This window comes from Streptomyces sp. NPDC018964 (assembly GCF_044390325.1).
Lineage (GTDB): Bacteria > Actinomycetota > Actinomycetes > Streptomycetales > Streptomycetaceae > Streptomyces.
Genome location: NZ_JBIRYZ010000019.1, coordinates 93,127 through 112,136, shown reverse-complemented (window position 1 = coordinate 112,136; position 19,010 = coordinate 93,127). Strand labels below are relative to the sequence as shown.

14 protein-coding genes are annotated in these 19,010 nt (G+C 74.2%); 10 read left to right on the top strand and 4 right to left on the bottom strand.

The window, feature by feature from the left end; translation table 11 throughout:
* Positions 1-492 precede the first annotated feature (492 nt).
* The 3 genes from ACH5AO_RS27020 to ACH5AO_RS27010 all read left to right on the top strand — a co-directional run bounded on the left by ACH5AO_RS27020 (position 493) and on the right by ACH5AO_RS27010 (position 3,339).
* Positions 493-1,149 (top strand): PAS domain-containing protein, encoded by a 657-nt coding sequence (locus tag ACH5AO_RS27020; protein ID WP_398929001.1) that lies wholly within the window; start codon positions 493-495, stop codon positions 1,147-1,149.
* Positions 1,150-1,235: 86 nt separating this feature from the next.
* Positions 1,236-2,009, top strand: coding sequence for an aminotransferase class IV (locus tag ACH5AO_RS27015; protein ID WP_398928999.1), 774 nt, complete (start codon positions 1,236-1,238; stop codon positions 2,007-2,009).
* Positions 2,010-2,133: 124 nt separating this feature from the next.
* Positions 2,134-3,339, top strand: a complete 1,206-nt coding sequence (locus ACH5AO_RS27010; RefSeq protein ID WP_398928996.1) for a glycoside hydrolase family 64 protein — start codon at positions 2,134-2,136, stop codon at positions 3,337-3,339.
* Positions 3,340-3,408: 69 nt separating this feature from the next.
* On the opposite strand, the gene ACH5AO_RS27005 is transcribed toward ACH5AO_RS27010, so the two are convergent.
* Positions 3,409-6,033, bottom strand: a complete 2,625-nt coding sequence (locus ACH5AO_RS27005; protein WP_398928994.1) for a SpoIIE family protein phosphatase — start codon at positions 6,031-6,033, stop codon at positions 3,409-3,411.
* A gap of 123 nt (positions 6,034-6,156) precedes the next feature.
* Between ACH5AO_RS27005 and ACH5AO_RS27000 the strand changes: the two genes are divergently transcribed.
* The 3 genes from ACH5AO_RS27000 to ACH5AO_RS26990 are packed head-to-tail and all read left to right on the top strand — an operon-like array spanning position 6,157 to position 9,100.
* On the top strand, positions 6,157-7,254 hold the full coding sequence (locus ACH5AO_RS27000) for an AI-2E family transporter (protein WP_398928992.1): 1,098 nt from the start codon (positions 6,157-6,159) through the stop codon (positions 7,252-7,254).
* A 36-nt stretch (positions 7,255-7,290) separates the two neighbouring features.
* A complete protein-coding gene (locus tag ACH5AO_RS26995) occupies positions 7,291-8,514 on the top strand; it encodes a cysteine desulfurase-like protein (protein WP_398928990.1) in 1,224 nt (407 codons plus the stop codon).
* Entirely contained in the window at positions 8,501-9,100 is a 600-nt protein-coding gene (locus ACH5AO_RS26990) for a DUF1990 family protein (RefSeq protein WP_398928988.1), read from the top strand. Before ACH5AO_RS26995 ends, ACH5AO_RS26990 begins: the two co-directional genes overlap by 14 nt.
* Here ACH5AO_RS26990 and ACH5AO_RS26985 read toward each other — a convergent pair.
* Both ACH5AO_RS26985 and ACH5AO_RS26980 read right to left on the bottom strand, forming a co-directional pair.
* Positions 9,042-10,958, bottom strand: coding sequence for an AMP-dependent synthetase/ligase (locus ACH5AO_RS26985; protein WP_398928986.1), 1,917 nt, complete (start codon positions 10,956-10,958; stop codon positions 9,042-9,044). The two genes, ACH5AO_RS26990 and ACH5AO_RS26985, sit on opposite strands and share 59 nt — an antisense overlap.
* Before the next feature lie 88 nt (positions 10,959-11,046).
* A complete protein-coding gene (locus ACH5AO_RS26980) occupies positions 11,047-12,603 on the bottom strand; it encodes a von Willebrand factor type A domain-containing protein (protein ID WP_398928983.1) in 1,557 nt (518 codons plus the stop codon).
* A 334-nt stretch (positions 12,604-12,937) separates the two neighbouring features.
* Here ACH5AO_RS26980 and ACH5AO_RS26975 point away from each other — a divergent pair, with 334 nt between their 5' ends.
* From ACH5AO_RS26975 to ACH5AO_RS26960, 4 genes are all read left to right on the top strand, one after another.
* Complete coding sequence (locus ACH5AO_RS26975) at positions 12,938-13,702, top strand: ABC transporter ATP-binding protein (RefSeq protein ID WP_398928981.1); 765 nt, start codon at positions 12,938-12,940, stop codon at positions 13,700-13,702.
* Between the two features lie 12 nt (positions 13,703-13,714).
* Positions 13,715-16,234 carry an FtsX-like permease family protein gene (locus ACH5AO_RS26970; RefSeq protein WP_398928979.1) on the top strand — a complete coding sequence of 840 codons (2,520 nt, stop codon included), beginning with the start codon at positions 13,715-13,717 and terminating at the stop codon, positions 16,232-16,234.
* Between the two features lie 146 nt (positions 16,235-16,380).
* Positions 16,381-17,637, top strand: a complete 1,257-nt coding sequence (locus ACH5AO_RS26965; protein ID WP_398929032.1) for a sensor histidine kinase — start codon at positions 16,381-16,383, stop codon at positions 17,635-17,637.
* Complete coding sequence (locus tag ACH5AO_RS26960) at positions 17,625-18,284, top strand: response regulator (RefSeq protein WP_398928977.1); 660 nt, start codon at positions 17,625-17,627, stop codon at positions 18,282-18,284. The genes ACH5AO_RS26965 and ACH5AO_RS26960 overlap by 13 nt, the downstream gene beginning before the upstream one ends.
* A 27-nt stretch (positions 18,285-18,311) precedes the next feature.
* Here the strand turns inward: ACH5AO_RS26960 and ACH5AO_RS26955 are convergent, their stop codons facing one another.
* On the bottom strand, positions 18,312-18,962 hold the full coding sequence (locus ACH5AO_RS26955) for an FMN-dependent NADH-azoreductase (RefSeq protein WP_398928975.1): 651 nt from the start codon (positions 18,960-18,962) through the stop codon (positions 18,312-18,314).
* Positions 18,963-19,010 lie beyond the last annotated feature (48 nt).

The following is a 19,010-nucleotide window of genomic DNA, read 5'->3' as shown; positions in this document are numbered from 1 at the left end:
GGAAACGGTGTGTGGAATTACCTCACCGTGCCCGGGCGTTTCCGTGTGCCGGGCCCGCGGTGTGGCGCCGTCCCCGCCCGCGGACCGCCCGCCCGCCCGCTGCGGGCCCGGCCGCCCCGTCGGGCCGCTCCCGTCGACCCAGCGTGCCGGACGCATTCCTCTGCGTGTTCCCACCAGGGATTTTGTCGTGTATGAGCAGCCTGCCCGCTCGCGGGCGCCACGGGCGCACCGAACCCCCGGACGCCGGACCCCTTCGGTGCGGGACCGTACCTGCCGAAGGGTCGACCACAGTATTGGCGGGCCGGCCCCGCTCCACATTGACCCGCGGATACCCGTCTCCGTAATCTCCGCATCATTCACTCACCGGCACGGCGTTTCAGAGGGATCGGGTACTTCCGAGTCCTCTCCGAAAGACGTCCGTGTTCCTGGTTCCCTCGCCGCACCACGCAGAAGGGTCTGAGTCCCTTGACGCTCTCCCCCCACGACCTCGTCATGGATCGTCCGCTCGTCGCCGACGGGCCCGGGGCGCTGGACGCGGCGGCCGCCGACGTCCACGGTTCCCCCACCTCGGTGGCCTGTCTGGACCCCACCCTGACCATCCAGCAGGTCAATCAGGAGTTCGACCGCCGGTTCGGCGGTCCCGCGGAGGAGCTCTGCGGCCGGCCCTTCTGCGACCTGGTGCACCCCAGCGTCCGTCAGCCCCTGATGCGGCAGTTCTCGCGCGTGCTGGAGGGCAAGGGGCACCGGTTCGCCACCGAGGTCATCACCGTGGGCCAGGACACCGCGCACACGCTCCCGATGACCGCGATGGCGGTGCGCGGCAGCCACGTCCCGGACGTCGCCGCGATCCTGGTGATGATGCCCGCGGCGGACGACGAGGGCGCGGACTCCGGGGTCGTGGTGCCCCGGAAGAAGCTCCTCAGCGAGGTGGACGCCCGTATCCTCGAAGGCATAGCCGCCGGTGTCTCCACCGTGCCGCTCGCCTCCCGCCTCTACCTCAGCCGCCAGGGAGTCGAGTACCACGTCTCCGGTCTGCTCCGGAAGCTCAAGGTGCCGAACCGGGCCGCCCTGGTGTCCCGGGCCTACTCCATGGGCGTGCTCAAGGTCGGCACCTGGCCGCCGAAGGTCGTCGAGGACTTCATCAAGTGACTCCGGTACCCGTCGGCCGGCGCGTGCTCCGCCGGGGCGGCCGACGGGTGCCCCCTTCCTCCCCGGCGGGTGGCACGGTGGACTCCATGACCGAACTGAACGGCTCGCCCGCCGACCCGGAGGCGCTGCGGGCCCTGGCCCTGACCAACTACGGCCACTTCACCACCATGGTGGTCGAGGACGGCCGGGTCCGCGGACCGGAACTGCACCTCGACCGTCTGGCCCGCGACTGCCGTGTCCTCTTCGACGCGCCGCTCGACCTCGCACGGGTGCGGGCCTGGGTGCGCCGGGCGGTGCCGGCGACGGGCCGGTGCACCGTACGGATCACCGTCTTCGATCCGGCCCTCCACCTCGGCAACATCGCACAGGACGCGGACCCGCGGGTGCTGGTGACGGCCAGGCCCGCGCCCGCCGCCGGTGCGGAACCGCTGCGGGTGCGGTCCGCGGTCCACCTCCGGGACCTGCCGGAGGTGAAGGGCGTCGGACTGTTCGGCGTGCTGCGGCTGCGGCGCGAGGCGCGGCGGGCCGGCTTCGATGACGTCCTGTTCACGGACGGCGACTCGACGGTGCTGGAGGGCAGCACCTGGAACGTCGGCGTCGTCCGCGAGGGCCGAGTGGTCTGGCCCGACGGCCCGGCCCTGGCGGGCACCGCGCGTGAGCTCCTGCGTCGCGCCGGGGCCGGGACGACCGCCCGCCTCACCTTGCCCGAACTCGCCGCGTGCGAGGCCGTGTTCGCGACCAACGCCGCCGTCGGGGTGGTCCCCGTCACCAGGGTGGACGACCTCGTGTTCCCCGCCGACCACCCGGTGGTGACCGGCCTCGCCGAACACTACGCGTCCCTCCCGGCCGAGAGGCTGTAGTCCGCACGCGCCCCGGTCCGGGGCGCGTGCGCACCACATGGTTGACATGTGTACATCAAAGCGGAACGCTTGAGAGCGCTCTCGTTCCCTTCCCCCCACCGACGAAGTCGAACGGAGGCAGAGCATGCTCCGACTGCTCGGACGCCGCGTCCTGACCGTGGGGACGGCCATCGCCTCGGTGATCGCCGGCTCACTGCTCACCGCGGGGACGGCCGCCCCCGCCCACGCCGCAGTCCCGGACACCATCCCCCTGACCATCACCAACAACTCGGGCCGCGGCGACCAGGTGTACATCTACAACCTCGGCACCCAGCTCTCGACCGGCAGACAGGGCTGGGCCGACGCGAGCGGCACCTTCCACCCCTGGCCGGCCGGCGGCAACCCGCCCACCCCCGCGCCCGACGCCTCGATCACCGGCCCGGCGGCGGGAGGGTCCACGACCATCCGCGTCCCCAAGTTCTCCGGCCGCATCTACTTCTCCTACGGTCAGAAACTCGTGTTCAAGCTGACCACCGGCGGACTGGTGCAGCCCGCCGTGCAGAACCCGTCGGACCCCAACCGGAACATCCTCTTCAACTGGTCCGAGTACACCCTCAACGACTCCGGCCTGTGGCTCAACAGCACCCAGGTCGACATGTTCTCCGCGCCCTACTCGGTGGGCGTGCGGCGCGCCGACGGCAGCACGACCAGCACCGGCAGGCTCAAGCCCGGCGGTTACAACGCCGTCCTCAACACCCTCAGGGGACAGTCCGGAGGCTGGGGCAACCTGATCCAGACCCGCTCCGACGGCACCGTACTGCGCGCCCTGTCCCCCCTGTACGGACTGGAGACGGGCGCCCTGCCGGCATCGGTCATGGACGACTACATCAACCGGGTCTGGCAGAAGTACGCCGGCTCCACCCTGACCGTCACGCCCTTCGCCGACCAGCCGGGCGTCAAGTACTACGGCCGGGTCTCGGGTGACGTCATGAACTTCACCAACAGCGCGGGAGCCGTCGTCACCAGCTTCCAGAAGCCGGACGCCTCCTCCGTCTTCGGCTGCCACAGGAGGCTCGACGCCCCCAACGACCAGGTGCGCGGCCCGATCTCCCGCACCCTGTGCGCCGGATTCAACCGCTCCACGCTCCTGACCAACCCCAGCCAGCCCGACTCCGGCTCCGGCGGCTTCTACCGGGACTCCGTCACCAACCACTACGCCCGCGCCGTCCACGCGCAGATGGCCGACGGCAAGGCGTACGCCTTCGCCTTCGACGACGTGGGCCACCACGAGTCGCTCGTCCACGACGGCAACCCGAGCCAGGCCTCCCTCACCCTCGACCCCTTCAGCTGACCGCGGGGACACCGGACCGGTGGCGGCGCGCCGACGGGCGACGCCGCCGGCCCGGAGGCAGGACGGAGGTCAGCGCGGCGGTACGGGCCGCACGGCCAGGACGGCGATGTCGTCGTCGCTGTCGGCGCCCAGCCCGATCAGCAGCTCGTCGCAGAACACCTCGAGCGGCTCCCGGGCCAGCGCGGAGGCGTGCCGGCGAAGCCGCTCCATGGAGTCGTCCAGGTGCTCCGCGCGGCGCTCGATGAGGCCGTCGGTGTACAGCAGCACCGTCGAGTGCGCCGGGACGGCGTTGTGGCCGTGGGGGCGGACCGTGCCGGGGTCCACCCCGAGCAGCAGCCCCGCCCCGTCCTCCAGGTAGCGGGTACGGCCGTCCGGGTGAACGAGTAGCGGCGGCAGATGTCCGGCGGAGGAGTGCACCAGCTCCCAGGGCCCGTCCTCGGGACCCTTGACCAGAGCGTAGATGCAGGTGGCGGTGGACTCGCGGTACAGGGTGTGGTTCGCCAGGTCCAGGTGGCGCAGCACGGTCCCGGGCGGCTCCTGACGGTCCATGGCGATGCCCCGCAGCATGCTGCGCAGCTGGCTCATGGCGATGGCCGCGTCCAGGTTGTGCCCGGTGACGTCGCCGATGACCAGCGCCGTGTGGCCGTCCGGCAGGACGAAGCTGTCGTACCAGTCGCCGCCGACCTGCGCGGTGGTCGAGGAGGCCGCGTACCGGGCGGCCAGCCGCAGGTGGCCGACCTCCGGCAGCCTGGGCAGCAGCGAGCGCTGGAGACGCTCGGCGATGTTGCGCGTCTCCTGGTAGAGGCGGAGGTTGTCCACGCCCAGGGCGAGACTGCCCACCAGGTCGTGGATCAGCGGCAGGTCCCCTTCCGCGAACGGTGTGCCCCGTCCGCGGCGGGCCACCGTCAGGGCACCGATGATCTGCCTGCGGGCCCGGAGCGGGGCGACGACCGCGCTGTCCGCTCCCATGGTCCGGAACAGCCCCAGGTAGTGGGCGTCCAGCGGACTCGCGACCTGACCGGGCGACAGCGGCTCGGTGAGCAGCAGCGGGCCCGCCCCGCGCAGCGCACGGGCCAGGGGCCCCCGGGCGGCGTCGGACACCGGCGGAAGCCGGCCCCCGTACTCCTCGGGCCAGGGGCCACGGGAGGACCGGTGGGCGATCGACACCCGCTCCACCTGGGCGTTCTCCATGAACAGGTCCACCGCGCACCAGTCGGCGAGCCGCTGGGTGAGGATCCGGCCCACCTGCTCCAGGCCCTCGTCCAGGTTCGGCGCGTTGCTCAGCGCGGCCGCGGTGTCGGCCAGCAGCGACAACCGCTCCAGCGCGGACCGGTCCGCGCCCCCGCCGGGAGCTCCGGCGGCCGGGGCGGGCGGCCGCTCCGGTTCCCGCTGCGCCGTGGCCCGGACGCGGCCGGGCGGGTGCGCCGAGGAACCGGGGACCGCCGCCCGCGGGGCGAGCTGGGCGACGAAGACGGTGCGGCCGTCGGCCGTCTCCTGCGGCTGGATGAACAGCCGTACGGGAACCAGCCGGCCGTCGCGGTGCAGCGCGGGGAGCGGCACCGAGCGGCCCAGGATCCTGGGCTGCCCGCTGAGCAGCAGGGACGTGAACGCCGCGACGTGCCGCCTCCGCAGGTGCTCCGGGACCAGCGTGGTGAGCGGCCGCCCGACGAGATCGTCCGCGTGCCAGCCGAGCAGGTCCGCCGCCGGCCCGTTCACCGCGATGATCAGGTTCCGCTCGTCGGCGGCGATCGTCGGAACCGTGGCGGCCCGCACCTGCCCGGCGTCCCACGCCACCAGTTCCGAGGGACTGGTGCCGGGCTCCCCGGGCACCACCGTCCACGCCGTGGGGAGCGCCCCGGCCAGCTGGCCGACGATCTGGTCGAACAGCCACTGGTGGAAGAGGCGCTGGCGCGGCAGCGCCGGGAGGGTCAGCAGGCGCTCCTCCCGGGCGCTCTCCTCGGCCAGGTCGAGCACCGCGCGCAGGGTCTGCACCGACGGCTCGGCGTCCGGCGGCACCGTCAGGGGCAGCGAGCGGATGGCCTGCTCGCGGGGCTGCCGCCGCAGCGCGGCCGTCACGGCCGCGGTGATCAGCTGGCTCATGTCCAGGGCGACGGCGAGGTCCCCCGGGGGGACGCCGGGACCGTGACCGGTGCGCACGGCCAGGGCGACCTCGCGCAGCAGGGCGTGCCGGTGCTGCTGGGCCGCGGTGTGGAGCGCCGCCGGCACGTCGAGCAGCGTCACCGTGACGCCCGGGCCGGGGGGTGCCACGACGGGGTCCCACTCCTCCGGATGCCGGGGCGGTCCCCCGGGCCGCAGCTCGAACCACACCGTCTTGCCGTCGGCACCCGTCTCGACGCCCCGCCGCGACGACAGCTTCGCCACCAGCGACAGCCCTTGTCCCGAACCGGCGTACGGCGGGCATCCGTGCGGTACGAGCCCGCGGTCCGGCCGGCGGTCGCGGACCCGCACACGGACCGTCCCGCCGTCGACGCGGGCGGCCACCTCGACCTCGGTGCGGGCGTGCAGGACGGCGTTGGTCACCAGCTCACTGACCAGGAGTTGGGCCGTGTCCACCAGGTCCGGCTCGGCGTCGCCGAGGACGGCCCGCACGAACCGCCGGGCCTCCGCCACACTCTCCGGAGCCTGGGGGAAGCGGCGCGATGACGTCCCGAGGGCCTCGAGGTGGTCGCCCATGACCTCAGTCTGCCTCACCGGACCCGGTCGTTCCCTGGCCGACACGGTGCGCCCCCGCCGGACGTCCCTCCCGGGCGGGTACCTGACGATCACCGCGAACGGCGGGCCCCATAAGGTGCCTCCATGTCTGCCACGTTGAACGCGGGGAGAACCCGCGCCGCGCTGCGCACCTCGGCGCGTGTCTCCGGTGAGCTGCTGCTGGTCCTGGTGGCGGCGGCGGTGGTGCTGTGGATGCTGGGCCGGATGTGGTCGGTGGTCTGGCCGCTGATAGTCGCACTCCTCCTCACCACGCTCACCTGGCCCCCGACCCGTTTCCTGCGCCGTCACGGTCTGCCCCCGGCGCTCGCCGCCTCCCTGGTGACCGTGCTGTTCCTGGCGGTGGCCGCGGGCACCGCGGCCCTGATCGCGGTGCCCGTGGCGTCGGAGTCCGGCGAACTGGCCGACGGTGTCGTCGAGGGCGTCGAGAGGCTGCGCGAATGGGCCGCCGGGCCGCCGCTGAACATCGACGACGCCCAGATCGCCGGTGCCTTCGACACCGCGACCGCCCGCATCCGGGACAGCGCCGGAGCCATCGCCACCACCGCCGTCACCGGCGTGAGCACCCTCTTCAGCGGTGTGGTCACGGCCGTCCTCGCGCTCTTCCTGATGTTCTTCTTCCTCAAGGACGGACCGCGCTTCCTGCCCTGGCTCGGCCGGCAGCTCCCCGGCCGGCTCGCCACGGACGTGCCCGCCGTCGCCGAGCGGTGCTGGCTCACCCTGGGCTCGTTCGTGCGTTCCCAGGCGCTCGTCGGCCTGATCGACGCCGTACTGATCGGCCTGGGCCTGTGGATCCTGGACGTCCCCCTGGTGCTGCCGCTGTCGGTGCTGACCTTCGTGTCCGCGTTCGTGCCCATCGTGGGTGCCCTGTTCGCCGGCTTCGTCGCGGTGCTGATCGCGCTGGTGTCCAACGGCCTGACGGACGCGCTGCTCGTGCTGGCCGTCATCGTCGTGGTGCAGCAGCTCGAGGGCAACGTGTTCCAGCCCATGATCCAGAGCCGCGGTCTCGGACTGCACGCGGCGGTCGTCCTGCTGGCGGTGACGCTCGGCGGCAGTCTGACCGGCATCGTCGGCAGCCTGCTCGCCGTACCGGTCGCCGCCCTGATCGCGGTCGTCTGGAACTATCTGCGCGAGCAGCTCTCCGATCCGCCGCTCGCGCCGCGGGCCGACGACCCGTCCACCTGACCGGCATCCCCGCACCGCATCGACAGAAGGCCTCACATGACGTACGACCTCACCGCACTGCGCGCCCAGGTGCCCGCGCTGGCCGCCGGCACCGCGCACTTCGACGGCCCCGGCGGCACCCAGACGCCGCTGCCCGTCATCGAGGCGATCGCCGCCGCGCTGTCCCGGCCGCTCTCGATCCGCGGCGACGGACTGCCCGGCGAGCGCAACGCCGAGACCGCCGTCGTCGAGGCCCGGCGCGCCATGGCCGACCTGCTGGGCGCCGACCCGGCGGGCATCGTCTTCGGCCGCAGCGCCACCCAGCTCACCTACGACTTCTCCCGCACCCTCGCCGCGACCTGGTCACCGGGCGACGAGGTGGTCGTCACCCGGCTGGACCACGACGCCAACATCCGCCCCTGGACGCAGGCGGCCGAACGGGCCGGCTGCACCGTCCGGTGGGCGGACTTCGACCCGGCCACCGGTGAACTGACCGCCGACGACATCCGCGCCCGACTCTCCGGCCGCACCCGGCTGGTCGCGGTCACCGCGGCCTCCAACCTGATCGGCACGATGCCGCCGATCGCCGAGATCGCGCGGATCACGCACGAGGCGGGCGCCCTGCTGTACGTCGACGGCGTGCACTACGCCGCACACGCCCCGGTCGACGTCGAGGCGCTCGGTGCGGACTTCTTCGTCTGCTCCCCGTACAAGTTCCTCGGCCCCCACCACGGCGTCCTGGCCGCCCGCCCCGAACTTCTGGAGACACTGCGCCCGGACAAACTGCTGCCCTCCACGGACGCGGTCCCCGAGCGCTTCGAACTGGGCACGCTGCCCTACGAGTTCCTCGCGGGCACCCGTGCGGCGGTCGACTTCCTGGCCGGGCTGGGCGCCGGGCCGGGCGGCAGCCGCCGGGAACGGCTCACCGCGGCGTTCGAGGGGATCGAGGAACACGAGGGAGCCCTGCGCGACCGGCTGGAGAAGGGGCTGGCGGCCCTGCCCCAGGTCACCGTCCACTCCCGTGCGGCCCGGCGCACCCCGACCCTGCTGCTCACCCTCGACGGCCACCGCACCGAGGACGCCTACCGCTTCCTCGCCGGGCGCGGCGTCCACGCGCCCTCCGGCAGCTTCTACGCGCTGGAGGCGTCCCGCCGCCTCGGCCTCGGCGACACCGGCGGCCTCCGCGTCGGACTGGCCCCCTACACCAGCGACGAGGACGTCGACCGGCTGCTGACGGGCCTGTCCGCCTTCCTGGGGCGGGGGACGGATGCACAGGGGTGACGACGGCGGTCTCACCTACGGCCCCCGCGGTGCCACCGCCCCGCGGGTCCGGCTCTGGTCGGAGTCCCCGCCCGGGTTCCGCCGGTTCGAGAGGACCGTGACGATCGGACGGGGAGAGGACGTCTGGACCGCCGCCAGGGAGGCGGTGCTGCGGTGGGAGGTCAAACGGCGCAGCGGTTTCGCCGTCGCCCCGGCCGACGGGGGCGGCCTCGGCGTGCGCGAGCGCGGACGGTACACCGTCACGGCGGGCCTCGGCCGGTGCGTCGTACGGGAACCGGTCGAGGTCGTCGCCGTGGTGGAGACCGGGGACCGGTGCGGTTTCGCCTACGGCACCCGCCGGGGCCACCCGGTCAGCGGGGAGGAGGCCTTCATCGTGCACCGGGACGGCGACGGCCGGGTCCTGCTGACCCTGCGCTCCCTGACCCGGGCGGCTCCGGCGGGCCCCTGGCGCCCGCTCTTCCCCGTTCTCCTGCTGGCGCAGCTCCACGTCCGCGGGCGCTACCTCCGTGCCCTGCGGGACACGGGGGTCAGGAGTACAGGGCCGCGATCTCGTCCGCGTAGGCCTCCTGCGCCGCCTGCCGCCTGACCTTGAGGGACGGCGTCAGGAGCCCGTTCTCCTCGGTGAACTCGCCCTCGATCAGGGCGAAGGCGCGGATGGACTCCGCGCGGGAGACGGCCTCGTTGGCGTAGTCGACGGCCCTCTGCACGTCGGCGCGCATCCGGGGATCACGGACGACCTCGGACATCGGCGTGCCGGCGGGCAGTCTGCGCACCGCCAGCCAGTGGGCGACCGTCTCGGGGTCGAGGGTGATCAGCGCGGCCACGAAGGGGCGGTTGTCGCCGACGACGAGGCACTGGCCGACGGGCGGACGGCTGCGCAGCCGGTCCTCCAGGACGGCCGGGGAGACGTTCTTTCCGCCGGAGGTGACGAGGATGTCCTTCTTGCGGCCGGTGATGGTCAGATAGCCGTCCTCGTCGAGGGAGCCGAGGTCGCCGGTGGTGAACCAACCGTCGTCGAGCGCCTCGTCGGTGGCGGCCGGGTCGTTCCAGTACGACCCGAAGACGATGCCGCCCTTGATCCGCACCTCACCGTCGTCGGCGATGCGGACCGCGGTGCCGGGGACCGGGAGCCCGACCGTGCCGGGGCGGGGACCCAGCGGCGGGACGACGGTGGCGGCGGCGGTGGTCTCGGTCAGGCCGTAGCCCTCGTAGATCATGATCCCGGCCGCGTAGAAGAAGAGGTTGAGGTCGCGCTCCAGCGGGGAGCCGCCACTGATGGCGTAGCGCGTCCGGCCGCCGAGTTCCTTGCGGACCCGGCGGTAGACCAGCAGGTCGTACAGGGCCCAGGCGGCGTACAGCCCGGGGCCGGGGCCCTTGCCGCGGCCCAGGAACCTGTCGAGGTGGGCCTCGCCGAAGCGGACGGCGACACGGTGGGCGCGTTCGAAGGAGGCGCCGCGGCCCATCTTCTCGGCGGTGGCCCGGCCGGTGTCGTGGATCTTCTCGAAGAGGTAGGGCACGCCCACCAGGAACGTCGGGCGGAACGACTTGAGGGCGGGCCGGAGTTCGTCCGGCCTGATGCTCGGGAAGTGGCCGATCTCGATGCGGGCGAGCAGGCAGGCGATCTGGATGGTGCGGCCGAGGACGTGGGCGAGCGGCAGGAAGAGCAGGGTCGAGGCGGCCTGGCCGGTGACCTCCTCGAAGACGGGGTGCAGCAGTTCGACCGTGTTGGCGGCCTCGGCGTACAGGTTGGCGTGGGTGAGGACGCAGCCCTTGGGACGTCCGGTGGTGCCGGAGGTGTAGCAGACGGTCGCGACGCTGTCGGGGGTCAGGGCGGTACGGCGCCCGGTGACCTCCTCGTCGGGGACGTCCCGGCCGAGCGCGGTGAGGTCGGCGAGGGCGTCCGTGTCCAGTTCCCACACGCGTGGGGGCTCCGGGTGGGCGGCGGTACCGGCGACGACGGCGGCCGTGTTGCGCGCGGTCTCCGTGACGACGTACCGGGCGCCGGAGTCACGGACGATCCACTCCACCTGCTCCGCCGAGGAGGTGGGGTAGACCGGTACGACCCGGCCGCCGGCGGACCAGACCGCGAAGTCCAGGACCGTCCACTCGTAGCGCGTACGGGACATCACGGCGACCCGGTCGCCCGGTTCGAGGCCGGCGGCGATCAGCCCCTTGGCCACGGCGGTGACCTCGTCGGCGAAGGCCGCCGCCGTCACCGGGCGCCAGGCGCCGTGCTCCTCGCGCCGCAGCACCACCGCGTCCGGGGCCTCGGCCGCGTTGGCGAACGGGATGTCGGCCGTGCTGCCGGTGGTCCGCCGCGGGGCCAGGGCCGCCGTACGGGCCTCACGCACGACGCCGTGCTCGTCCCTGACGGTCTCGGCCCCGGCCCGGCCGGCCGGACCCGTGCGTCGTACCGCCCGTTTCAGATCCCTGCGTACGCCCATGACGGCTCCCGGTCGCGGCTGGTGCTGCCGTACTTACTTACTCCGGAGTCAACTTACCCGCGCGTAGAAATCAGTCAACGGGCGGGGGTCAGCCCAGCCGGTTCGCCGTGCGGATCGCCTCCGCCAGCCCGCGGATGTCCTCGTCCTCCGTGCGGTCCGCCAAGTCGTCAGCGTGCTCGGAGAGTTCACCGAGGCCGGGGGCGCCCGGCAGCGTGCCGTAGCGGTGGTCGTACGAGCGCAGGGCGTCGGCGAAGTAGGCCGCGGTCGCGGTGACCGTCAGACCGCGCCGCGCGCTCCACACGGAGCCGGCGAGACCGTCGGCCTCCAGGTCGCCCGTCTCCTCGTGCGGGGCGCGGCTGTCGGGGTCGAGCCAGCGCACGGTGGCCGTCGCGAGGTGGCCCTCCGCCCCGGGCCGGGTGCGTACGGCGTACAGGGCGGTCACGGTGTGGCCGGGTCCGACCTCGCCGCCGTCCACGCGGTCGTCACGGAAGTCCTCGTCGGCGACCCGCCGGTTGTCGTAGCCGACGAGCCGGAACTCGGCGACCGTCTCCGGGTCGAAGGCGACCTGCGCCTTGGCGTCACGGGCCGTCAGCCCGATGTTGCGGGGCAGCTGCTCGCAGAACACCTCGCGGGCGTCCTCCTCGCCGGACACGTACACGGTGTGGCCGTCGCCCTCGTCGGCGAGCCGTTCCATGAGTTCGTCGCCGTAGTCGCTGCCGACACCGACACCGAACAGGGTGATGCCGTGCTCGCGGCGGGACTCCGCGATGCGTTCGAGGATCGCGTCGGCGTCCGTGTCACCGGTGTTCGCGAGCGCGTCGGAGACGAGCACGACCCGGTTGGTCGCGCCCTCGCGCAGCCCCTCGACGGCGGTCTCGTACCCGGTCTCCACACCCGCCCCGAGGTTGGTGGAGTCGGTCGGTTCCAGGCTGTCGACGGCGTCGTGGACCTCGCCCCGGTTGCCGCCGAGCCGGGTCATCGGCAGGACGGTCTCGGCCTCGTCGCTGAAGGTGACGACGGCCACCGAGTCGTCGTCGCGCAGCCGGTCCGTCATGGTCGCGAGGGACTCCCGCGCGAGGTCGAGGCGGCCCGGTTCCGCCATCGACCCCGAGACGTCGATGACGAACGTCAGGGCGGCGGGCGGGCGTTCACCGTCCGGCTCGGCGGCCCGGGTGGCCAGGCCCACCCGGACCAGCGACCAGTCCTCCTCCTCCGTGCGGGCGCCGTCCACAGTGACCGTGAAGCCGTCGCCGCCGGGACGCTCGTAGTCCTGCCGGAAGCTGTTGACGAACTCCTCGGGACGGACGGTCGACGGATCGGGCAGCCGTCCCTCGGCGAGGGTGCGGCGGGCATAGCCGTACGAGGCGGTGTCGACGTCCAGCGCGAAGGTCGACAGGTGGTCGGGATCGGGGGCGGTCTCGCGGGAGTCCTGATCGCCCTCGTCCCGTTCGCCGTCGTACCGCTCTCCCGGGCCCCGGTCGGGGGCGGGCAGCGGCGCCGGGCCGTCGCCTCCGCGGTCGTAGGAGGCGTCGCTCGCCTTGGAGCCGTCGTCGCTCCCCGCGCTGCACCCGCCGGCCAGCAGGCAGCTCGCCGCCGCGAGCGCGAGCAGCGCTCCGGCCGGCCGTCGTGTCCCGTGCCACTTCATCGTCCGTGCCCCCTCGGTCGGTTGACGTCGACTTCGGTGACTGTGACGGCGCGGCGGGCCGGAACGTGCGGTACGGAGTGTTGCGGATGAGTCTCGATGACGACACGGAGAGGGCCCGCCGAGACCGGTAGGTGATCCTCCGTTGACCTGCGGTCCCCCGTCCTCGCCGCCGGAACCGCTCCTGGCCGGGGCGAACGGCGTGACCACGGACGTTATGCCGGGTGGTGGTGCCTGCACCACCATCGTTCGGTCACTGGCTGCATGGGCGGCGGCCCCCGCACCTCCTACCGTCGTTCGGGTCCCACGACGAACCACGCCCGGAAGGCGCCCCACCATGTCACTGACCCCGGCCGACGTCGCCGTCGGCCTCGAGCGTGTGCACAAGACGTACGGCGGTGAACAGCCGGTCGTGGCGCTGGACGACGTGAGCGCCGTGTTCACACGCGGCACGATGACCGCCGTGATGGGACCGTCCGGATCGGGCAAGAGCACCCTGCTGCACTGCGCGGCCGGCCTGGACCGGCCGGACTCGGGGACGGTACGCATCGGTGCCACCGACCTGTCGTCGATGTCGGAGAGCCGGCTGACCGAACTGCGCCGCGACCGGGTCGGTTTCGTCTTCCAGGCGTTCAACCTGGTGGGCGCGCTGACCGTGGAGCAGAACATCCTGCTGCCCTCCCGGCTGTCGGGCCACCGGCCGGATCCGGCTCGGGTGGCCGAGGTGATCGGACGGATGGGACTCGGCGACCGGCTGCGGCACCGGCCCGCGCAGCTCTCCGGCGGCCAGCAGCAGCGCGTCGCCCTCGCCCGGGCACTCGTCACCCGCCCCGAGGTGATCTTCTGCGACGAACCCACCGGAGCCCTGGACACCCGGACCGCCGCCGAGGTCCTCGCCCTGCTGCGGTCGGCGGTCGACCAGGGCGGGCAGACCGTCGTCATGGTGACCCACGACCCGGTCGCCGCGTCCTGGGCCGACCGCGTGCTGGTCCTCGCCGACGGGCGGATCGTGCGGGACGTGCCGCAGCCCGGCGCCGAGCGGATCGCCGAACACCTGGCGCTGCTCGGCCGCCGGCAGCCCGTCGCGAGCCGGGAGGGCTGAACCGTGCTCCACATGGCCGCGCGGATGGTGCGCTTCCACAAGGGCGGCTTCGCCGCCACGTTCGTCGCGCTCGCCGCCGGCGTCGCCGTCCTGATGACCTGCGCCCTGCTCGTGGAGTCCGGATGGCGCTACCGGGGCGAGCCGCAGCGCTACGGCGCCACGGCCGCCGTCGTCGCCGACCGGGACCTGCGGGTGGCCGGGCCGACGGTGTTCGGCGAGACCGAGTACACCACCGTGACGCTCCCCGAACGCGGCGGGGTGAGCGCCGCGCTGACCGGCGAACTGGCCGCGGTGCCCGGGGTGGAGCGCGCCGTGGGCGACCGCGCGCTCGCGGTCACCACGCCCGTGGCCCCGGACCTGCCGGTCACGGGGCACGGCTGGGCGAGCGCCGCCCTGGCCCCGTACCGGCTGGTGGCCGGTACGCCACCGCGCTCCGACGGGGAGATCGCCGTCGACGCCCGGCTCGCCGACGGCCGCGGGCTCGGCCCCGGCGACACCACCCACGTCATCGCCGGGGGAGAGAGCCGGCCGTACCGGGTGAGCGGCGTGGTCGAGTCCGACGGGGCGCCCGGGGAGCGGGCGGCGCTGTTCTTCACCGACGCGCGAGCGGCCCGCCTCGATCCGCACCCGGACCGCTTCGACGCCATCGGCGTCCTCACCGAACCGGGCGCCGACCGCCCGGCCGTGCTCGCCGCGGTGCGCCGGGTGGCGGACGGCGCCGGCGCGACGACGTACACCGGTGACGGGCGCGGACTGGCCGCGGAGCCCGAGGCCGCGGCCGCACGGGCCTTCGTCCTCCAGGCCGGCGGCGCGTTCGGCGGGTACGCCGCGATGATCGTCGTCTTCACCGTCGCCGGGACCGTCGGCCTGTCGGTACGGCACCGGCGCCGCGACCTCGCCCTGCTGCGCGCCGTCGCGGCGACCCCGGGCCAGGTGCGGCGGATGCTCCTCGCGGAGGTGGGCCTGCTCGCTTCGGCCGCCGCCGTCGTGGGCGTCCCGGCCGGACTGCTCGCCACGCGGTACGTCCACGACGAACTGGTCTCCCGGGAGTTCGTGCCCGACGGTCTCACCGTCCGGGGCGGACCGCTGTCCGCGGTGGCCGTGACCGTGGCCGTCGCCGCCGTGGCACTCCTGGCCGCCTGGATCGCCGCGCTGCGCGTCACCCGGATCAAGCCCACCGAGGCGCTCGGGGAGGCGGCCGTCGAGCGTGGCCCCGGCAGCAGGGCACGGGCGGTCACCGGCCTGGTGCTCCTCGCGGCGGCGGTGTCCCTGACCGGACTCACCGGCGCCGCCTCCGGCCAGACCGCGCTGGGCGCCGCCACCGGCATGCTCTACGCGTTCGTGTCGGCGGTCGCTGTGCTGGCCCCCTGGATCAACCAGGGCGCGGCCCGGCTCCTCGGGCCCGTGCTGCGGGCCGTGTGGGGCGACAGCGGCTACCTCGCCGCGGCGAACCTGCGGGCCGGCGCACGGGGCACCGTCGCCGTCCTCACCGCGCTGGTGCTCGCCGTCGGCTTCGGCGGCACCGTCTGGTTCCTGCAGGACAACCTCCGGCGGCAGACGGCCGTCCAGAGCCGCGACGGCATCCTCGCCCAGTACGCCCTGACCGGTGCCGCCGGTCTGCCCGCCTCCGCCGCGGCGGAGGCCCGCCGCATCCCCGGCGTGCTCGCCGCGACCGGCGTGCGCCGCACCTCGGTCGTCGTACCGGGCCGGCTCGAGGCACAGACCGTGACCGCCCAGGGCATCGACCCCGAGGGAGTGGAACGGACGATGGACCTCGAGGTCCGGTCGGGCAGCCTCGCCGAGCTGCGCGCGGGGACCGTGGCCGTGTCCACCGCACAGGCGGACGCCGCCGGCTGGCACCTCGGGGACAGGGCCGCACTGTGGCTCGGCGACGGCACGCCCGTCACGCTGCGCGTCGTCGCGCTGTACGAACGCGGCTGGGGCTTCGGCGACGTCACCCTCCACACGAGGACCCTCGCCGGGCACACCGTCACCGGACTCGACGACCAGGTGCTCGTCCGTACCGCGCCGGACGCCGACGCCGGGACCGCCCTGGCCGGCCTCGCCCGCCGTTACCCGGCCGCCGCGCTGGTGGACACCGACCGGCTGACCGGCGAGACCGCCCGGGACCTGGCCGTCAGCGGCTGGCTGAACAAGCTGCTCATCGCCGTCCTGGTCGGGTACGCGGTCCTGGCCGCCGCCAACACGCTCGCCATGGCCGCCCTGGCCCGGAGCCGGGAACTCGCCCTGCTGCGCCTGGCCGGCGTCACCCGCCGTCAGGTGAAGCGGATGGTCCACGCCGAACAGGCCGGACTGCTGGGCGTGGCGCTCGTCATCGGCGGCACGATCGCGGCCGTCACCCTCACGTCGGTCCTCGACGCCGTGGCCGGGCAGCGCGTGCCCCACGTTCCGGCCGCCGGGTGGGCCGCCGTGGTCGGCGGCACCGTCGTCCTGGCGCTCCTCGCCACGGTGCTTCCCGTCGGCCGGCTCCTGCGCACCCCTCCGGTCGAGGGCATCGGCGTCCGCGAGTGAGCACGCCGCGCCGGTCCCGGGCCCGGAGCGCGCCCGGCCGGGTACCGCACGCGGCCCGCGGCGCCGCCGGCGGCGTACCACCGGTCGGATGGCCCGGCGGGCCGGGGACCGGGTGTTCTATCCTCCGCGCCTGGGAGGTGCGAACACTGGTGACCGACGAGGCGACGCCGACGCGTCCACGGGCCGTGCCGGCCCGTGCCCGGGCCGCCCTGGACGCCCTGGAACACCTCATCGGCGGCATGGGCACCGGCCTGCTGGCGCTGCTCGCGATGCTGTGGCTGTTCCTGACGGCGGTGACCTGCCTGATCGGTGTGGGCCTGGTGCTGCTGCCGTCCGCGCTGCACGCGGTGCGGGCCGTCGCCGACCGGGAACGGGCCAGGCTGTCCCGGTGGGGCCCCGAGGTCATCGGCCCGCCGGAGCCGCCGGCCGGGCTGCGGGCGGCGGTCGCGGACCGTGCCGTCCGCCGTGAGGTGCGCTGGGTGTGCACGCACGCGACCCTCGGCCTGCTCCTCGGCCTGATCGGGGCGACGCTGCCGCTGAACGCGGCCCACGACACCACCTTCCCGCTGTACTGGCGCCTCCTGCCGGAGAGCGAGGCGACCGCGGCCCTGGGCTGGTGGACCGTGCGCGACTGGCCCGGCGCCCTCTTCGTCACCCTCCTCGGCGTACTGGGCGTCGCCGGCATCGTGCTGTGCACCCCCGTGCTCGCCCGGCTCCAGGCCTGGCCCGGACGGCGGCTGCTCGGCCCGGACCCCGGGACCGACCTCGTCCTGCGGGTCGCCGAACTCACCGCCACCAGGGCCGCCGCACTCGACGCCCACGCCACCGAACTGCGCCGCGTGGAGCGGGCGTTGCACGACGGCACGCAGAACCGGATCGTCGCGGTCACCGTGCTGCTCGGCGCGGCCCGCCGCGCCCTGACCCGCGACCCCGGTGCGGCGGACGCCGTCCTCGAACGGGCCCAGGAGGCCGCCGAACAGGCGCTGGCCGAACTGCGGGCGGTCGTCCGCTCCATCCTCCCGCCGGTCCTGGCCGACCGCAGTCTGCCCGACGCCCTCACCGCCCTGGCGGCCGGCTGTCCGGTGCCCTGCCGCGTCGACGCCGACGTGGCGGGGCGGTGCGCGGCGTCCGTCGAGGCGACGGCGTACTTCGTGGTCGCCGAGGCCCTCAGCAACATCGCCAAGCACAGCGGCGCCCGCGAGGCCGGTGTCGTCGTGCGCCGCCTGGACGACCGGCTGTACGTGGAGGTCCACGACGACGGCCGCGGCGGAGCGGACGAGCGGAACGGATCCGGGCTCACCGGCATCCGCCGACGCGCCGAGGCGCACGACGGAACACTGGAACTGGCCAGCCCTCCCGGCGGCCCCACCACCCTGAAGGTGACCCTGCCATGCGGATCGTGATCGCCGAGGACGACGCCCTGCTGCGCGAGGGGCTGGCGCTGCTGCTGCGCGCCGAGTCACTGGACGTGGTGGCCACGGCCGAGGACCCCGACGCCTTCCTGGCCGCCGTGGACGCGGAGCATCCGGACGTCGCCATCGTCGACGTCCGGATGCCGCCCACCCACACCGACGAGGGGATCACCGCGGCCGTGGAGGCCCGGCGGCGCCGGCCCGGGCTCGCCGTCCTCGTCCTGTCCGCCTACGTCGAGCAGGCCTTCGCCACCGATCTGCTCGCCCAGGGCAGTGCCCGGCTCGGCTACCTGCTGAAGGAACGGGTCGGCCGGGTCGAGGAGTTCCTCGACGCGCTGCACCGGGTGGCGGGGGGCGGCACCGCCATCGATCCCGAGGTCGTCGCCCAGCTGCTCAGCCGCTCCCGGCCCGACGCCCGGCTGCGGCGGCTCAGTCCCCGCGAACGCGACGTGCTGGCCCTGATGGCCGAAGGGCTCGGCAACGCGGCCATCGCCGAGCGGCTCGTCGTCACCGACGGGGCCGTCCACAAGCACATCCGCAGCATCTTCGCCAAGCTCGACCTGGCGCCGACCGACCGCGCGGACCGCCGGGTCGCCGCCGTGCTGCACTACCTGGAGGACGCCAGGCGCCGGGGCTGACCCGGCGCCCGGCACCCGTGACCGGCCTCAGGCAGCCAGCCGCTCGGCGAGGGACTTGGCCCTGAGGGCCGCGTCCTCGTGGGCGCGCTCCCGGGAACTCTCGAAGAGCGGGACCAGCTCGGCCATCGCCGGGTTCTGCGCGGCCATGGTCAGCTCCGGGACGATGAAGTCGAGGTCGAGGCCGAGGAAGTCGACCAGTACCGCCCGCAGGTAGTTCTGCACGTACTCGTAGCCCTCGCGCGGGGTGCCCGGCGCGTAGGAGCCGCCGCGGCTGGCGATCACGGTGACCGGGGTGCCCTTGGCGGAGGGGTTCTCACCGGCGGTGCGGCCCATCAGGATCACGTTGTCCAGCCACGCCTTGAGCGTGGAGGGGATCGTGAAGTTGTACATCGGGGCGCCGATCAGCAGCGCGTCCGCGCGCTCGAACTCCTCGATCAGCTTCAGGCGCCCGGCGAAGGCGGCGGCCTGCCCGGGAGTGTGCGCGGCGGGGTCCGCGAAGCCCGCCGTGTGGGCGTCGGCGGTGAGGTGCGGAACGGGGTCCGTGGCGAGGTCGCGGTAGATCACGGTGCCCTCGGGGTGCTGCTCCTCCCAGGTCCTGCGGAAGGTCTCCGCCACGGCACGGGACGCGGAGGCGGACGCAGGGAGCACGGAGGAGTCGATGTGCAGAAGGGTGGCCATCGGGGTGTTTCTCCCAGGGGTGAGGGGGCGGGGGCGCCGGAACACCCT

Bases quoted from the DNA above. Each gene is read 5' to 3' on its own strand.
- ACH5AO_RS27020 (WP_398929001.1), top strand. From the start codon at position 493: ATGGATCGTCCGCTCGTCGCCGACGGGCCCGGGGCGCTGGACGCGGCG.
- ACH5AO_RS27015 (WP_398928999.1), top strand. From the start codon at position 1,236: ATGACCGAACTGAACGGCTCGCCCGCCGACCCGGAGGCGCTGCGGGCC.
- ACH5AO_RS27010 (WP_398928996.1), top strand. From the start codon at position 2,134: ATGCTCCGACTGCTCGGACGCCGCGTCCTGACCGTGGGGACGGCCATC.
- ACH5AO_RS27005 (WP_398928994.1), bottom strand. From the start codon at position 6,033: ATGGGCGACCACCTCGAGGCCCTCGGGACGTCATCGCGCCGCTTCCCC.
- ACH5AO_RS27000 (WP_398928992.1), top strand. From the start codon at position 6,157: ATGTCTGCCACGTTGAACGCGGGGAGAACCCGCGCCGCGCTGCGCACC.
- ACH5AO_RS26995 (WP_398928990.1), top strand. From the start codon at position 7,291: ATGACGTACGACCTCACCGCACTGCGCGCCCAGGTGCCCGCGCTGGCC.
- ACH5AO_RS26990 (WP_398928988.1), top strand. From the start codon at position 8,501: ATGCACAGGGGTGACGACGGCGGTCTCACCTACGGCCCCCGCGGTGCC.
- ACH5AO_RS26985 (WP_398928986.1), bottom strand. From the start codon at position 10,958: ATGGGCGTACGCAGGGATCTGAAACGGGCGGTACGACGCACGGGTCCG.
- ACH5AO_RS26980 (WP_398928983.1), bottom strand. From the start codon at position 12,603: ATGAAGTGGCACGGGACACGACGGCCGGCCGGAGCGCTGCTCGCGCTC.
- ACH5AO_RS26975 (WP_398928981.1), top strand. From the start codon at position 12,938: ATGTCACTGACCCCGGCCGACGTCGCCGTCGGCCTCGAGCGTGTGCAC.
- ACH5AO_RS26970 (WP_398928979.1), top strand. From the start codon at position 13,715: ATGGCCGCGCGGATGGTGCGCTTCCACAAGGGCGGCTTCGCCGCCACG.
- ACH5AO_RS26960 (WP_398928977.1), top strand. From the start codon at position 17,625: ATGCGGATCGTGATCGCCGAGGACGACGCCCTGCTGCGCGAGGGGCTG.
- ACH5AO_RS26955 (WP_398928975.1), bottom strand. From the start codon at position 18,962: ATGGCCACCCTTCTGCACATCGACTCCTCCGTGCTCCCTGCGTCCGCC.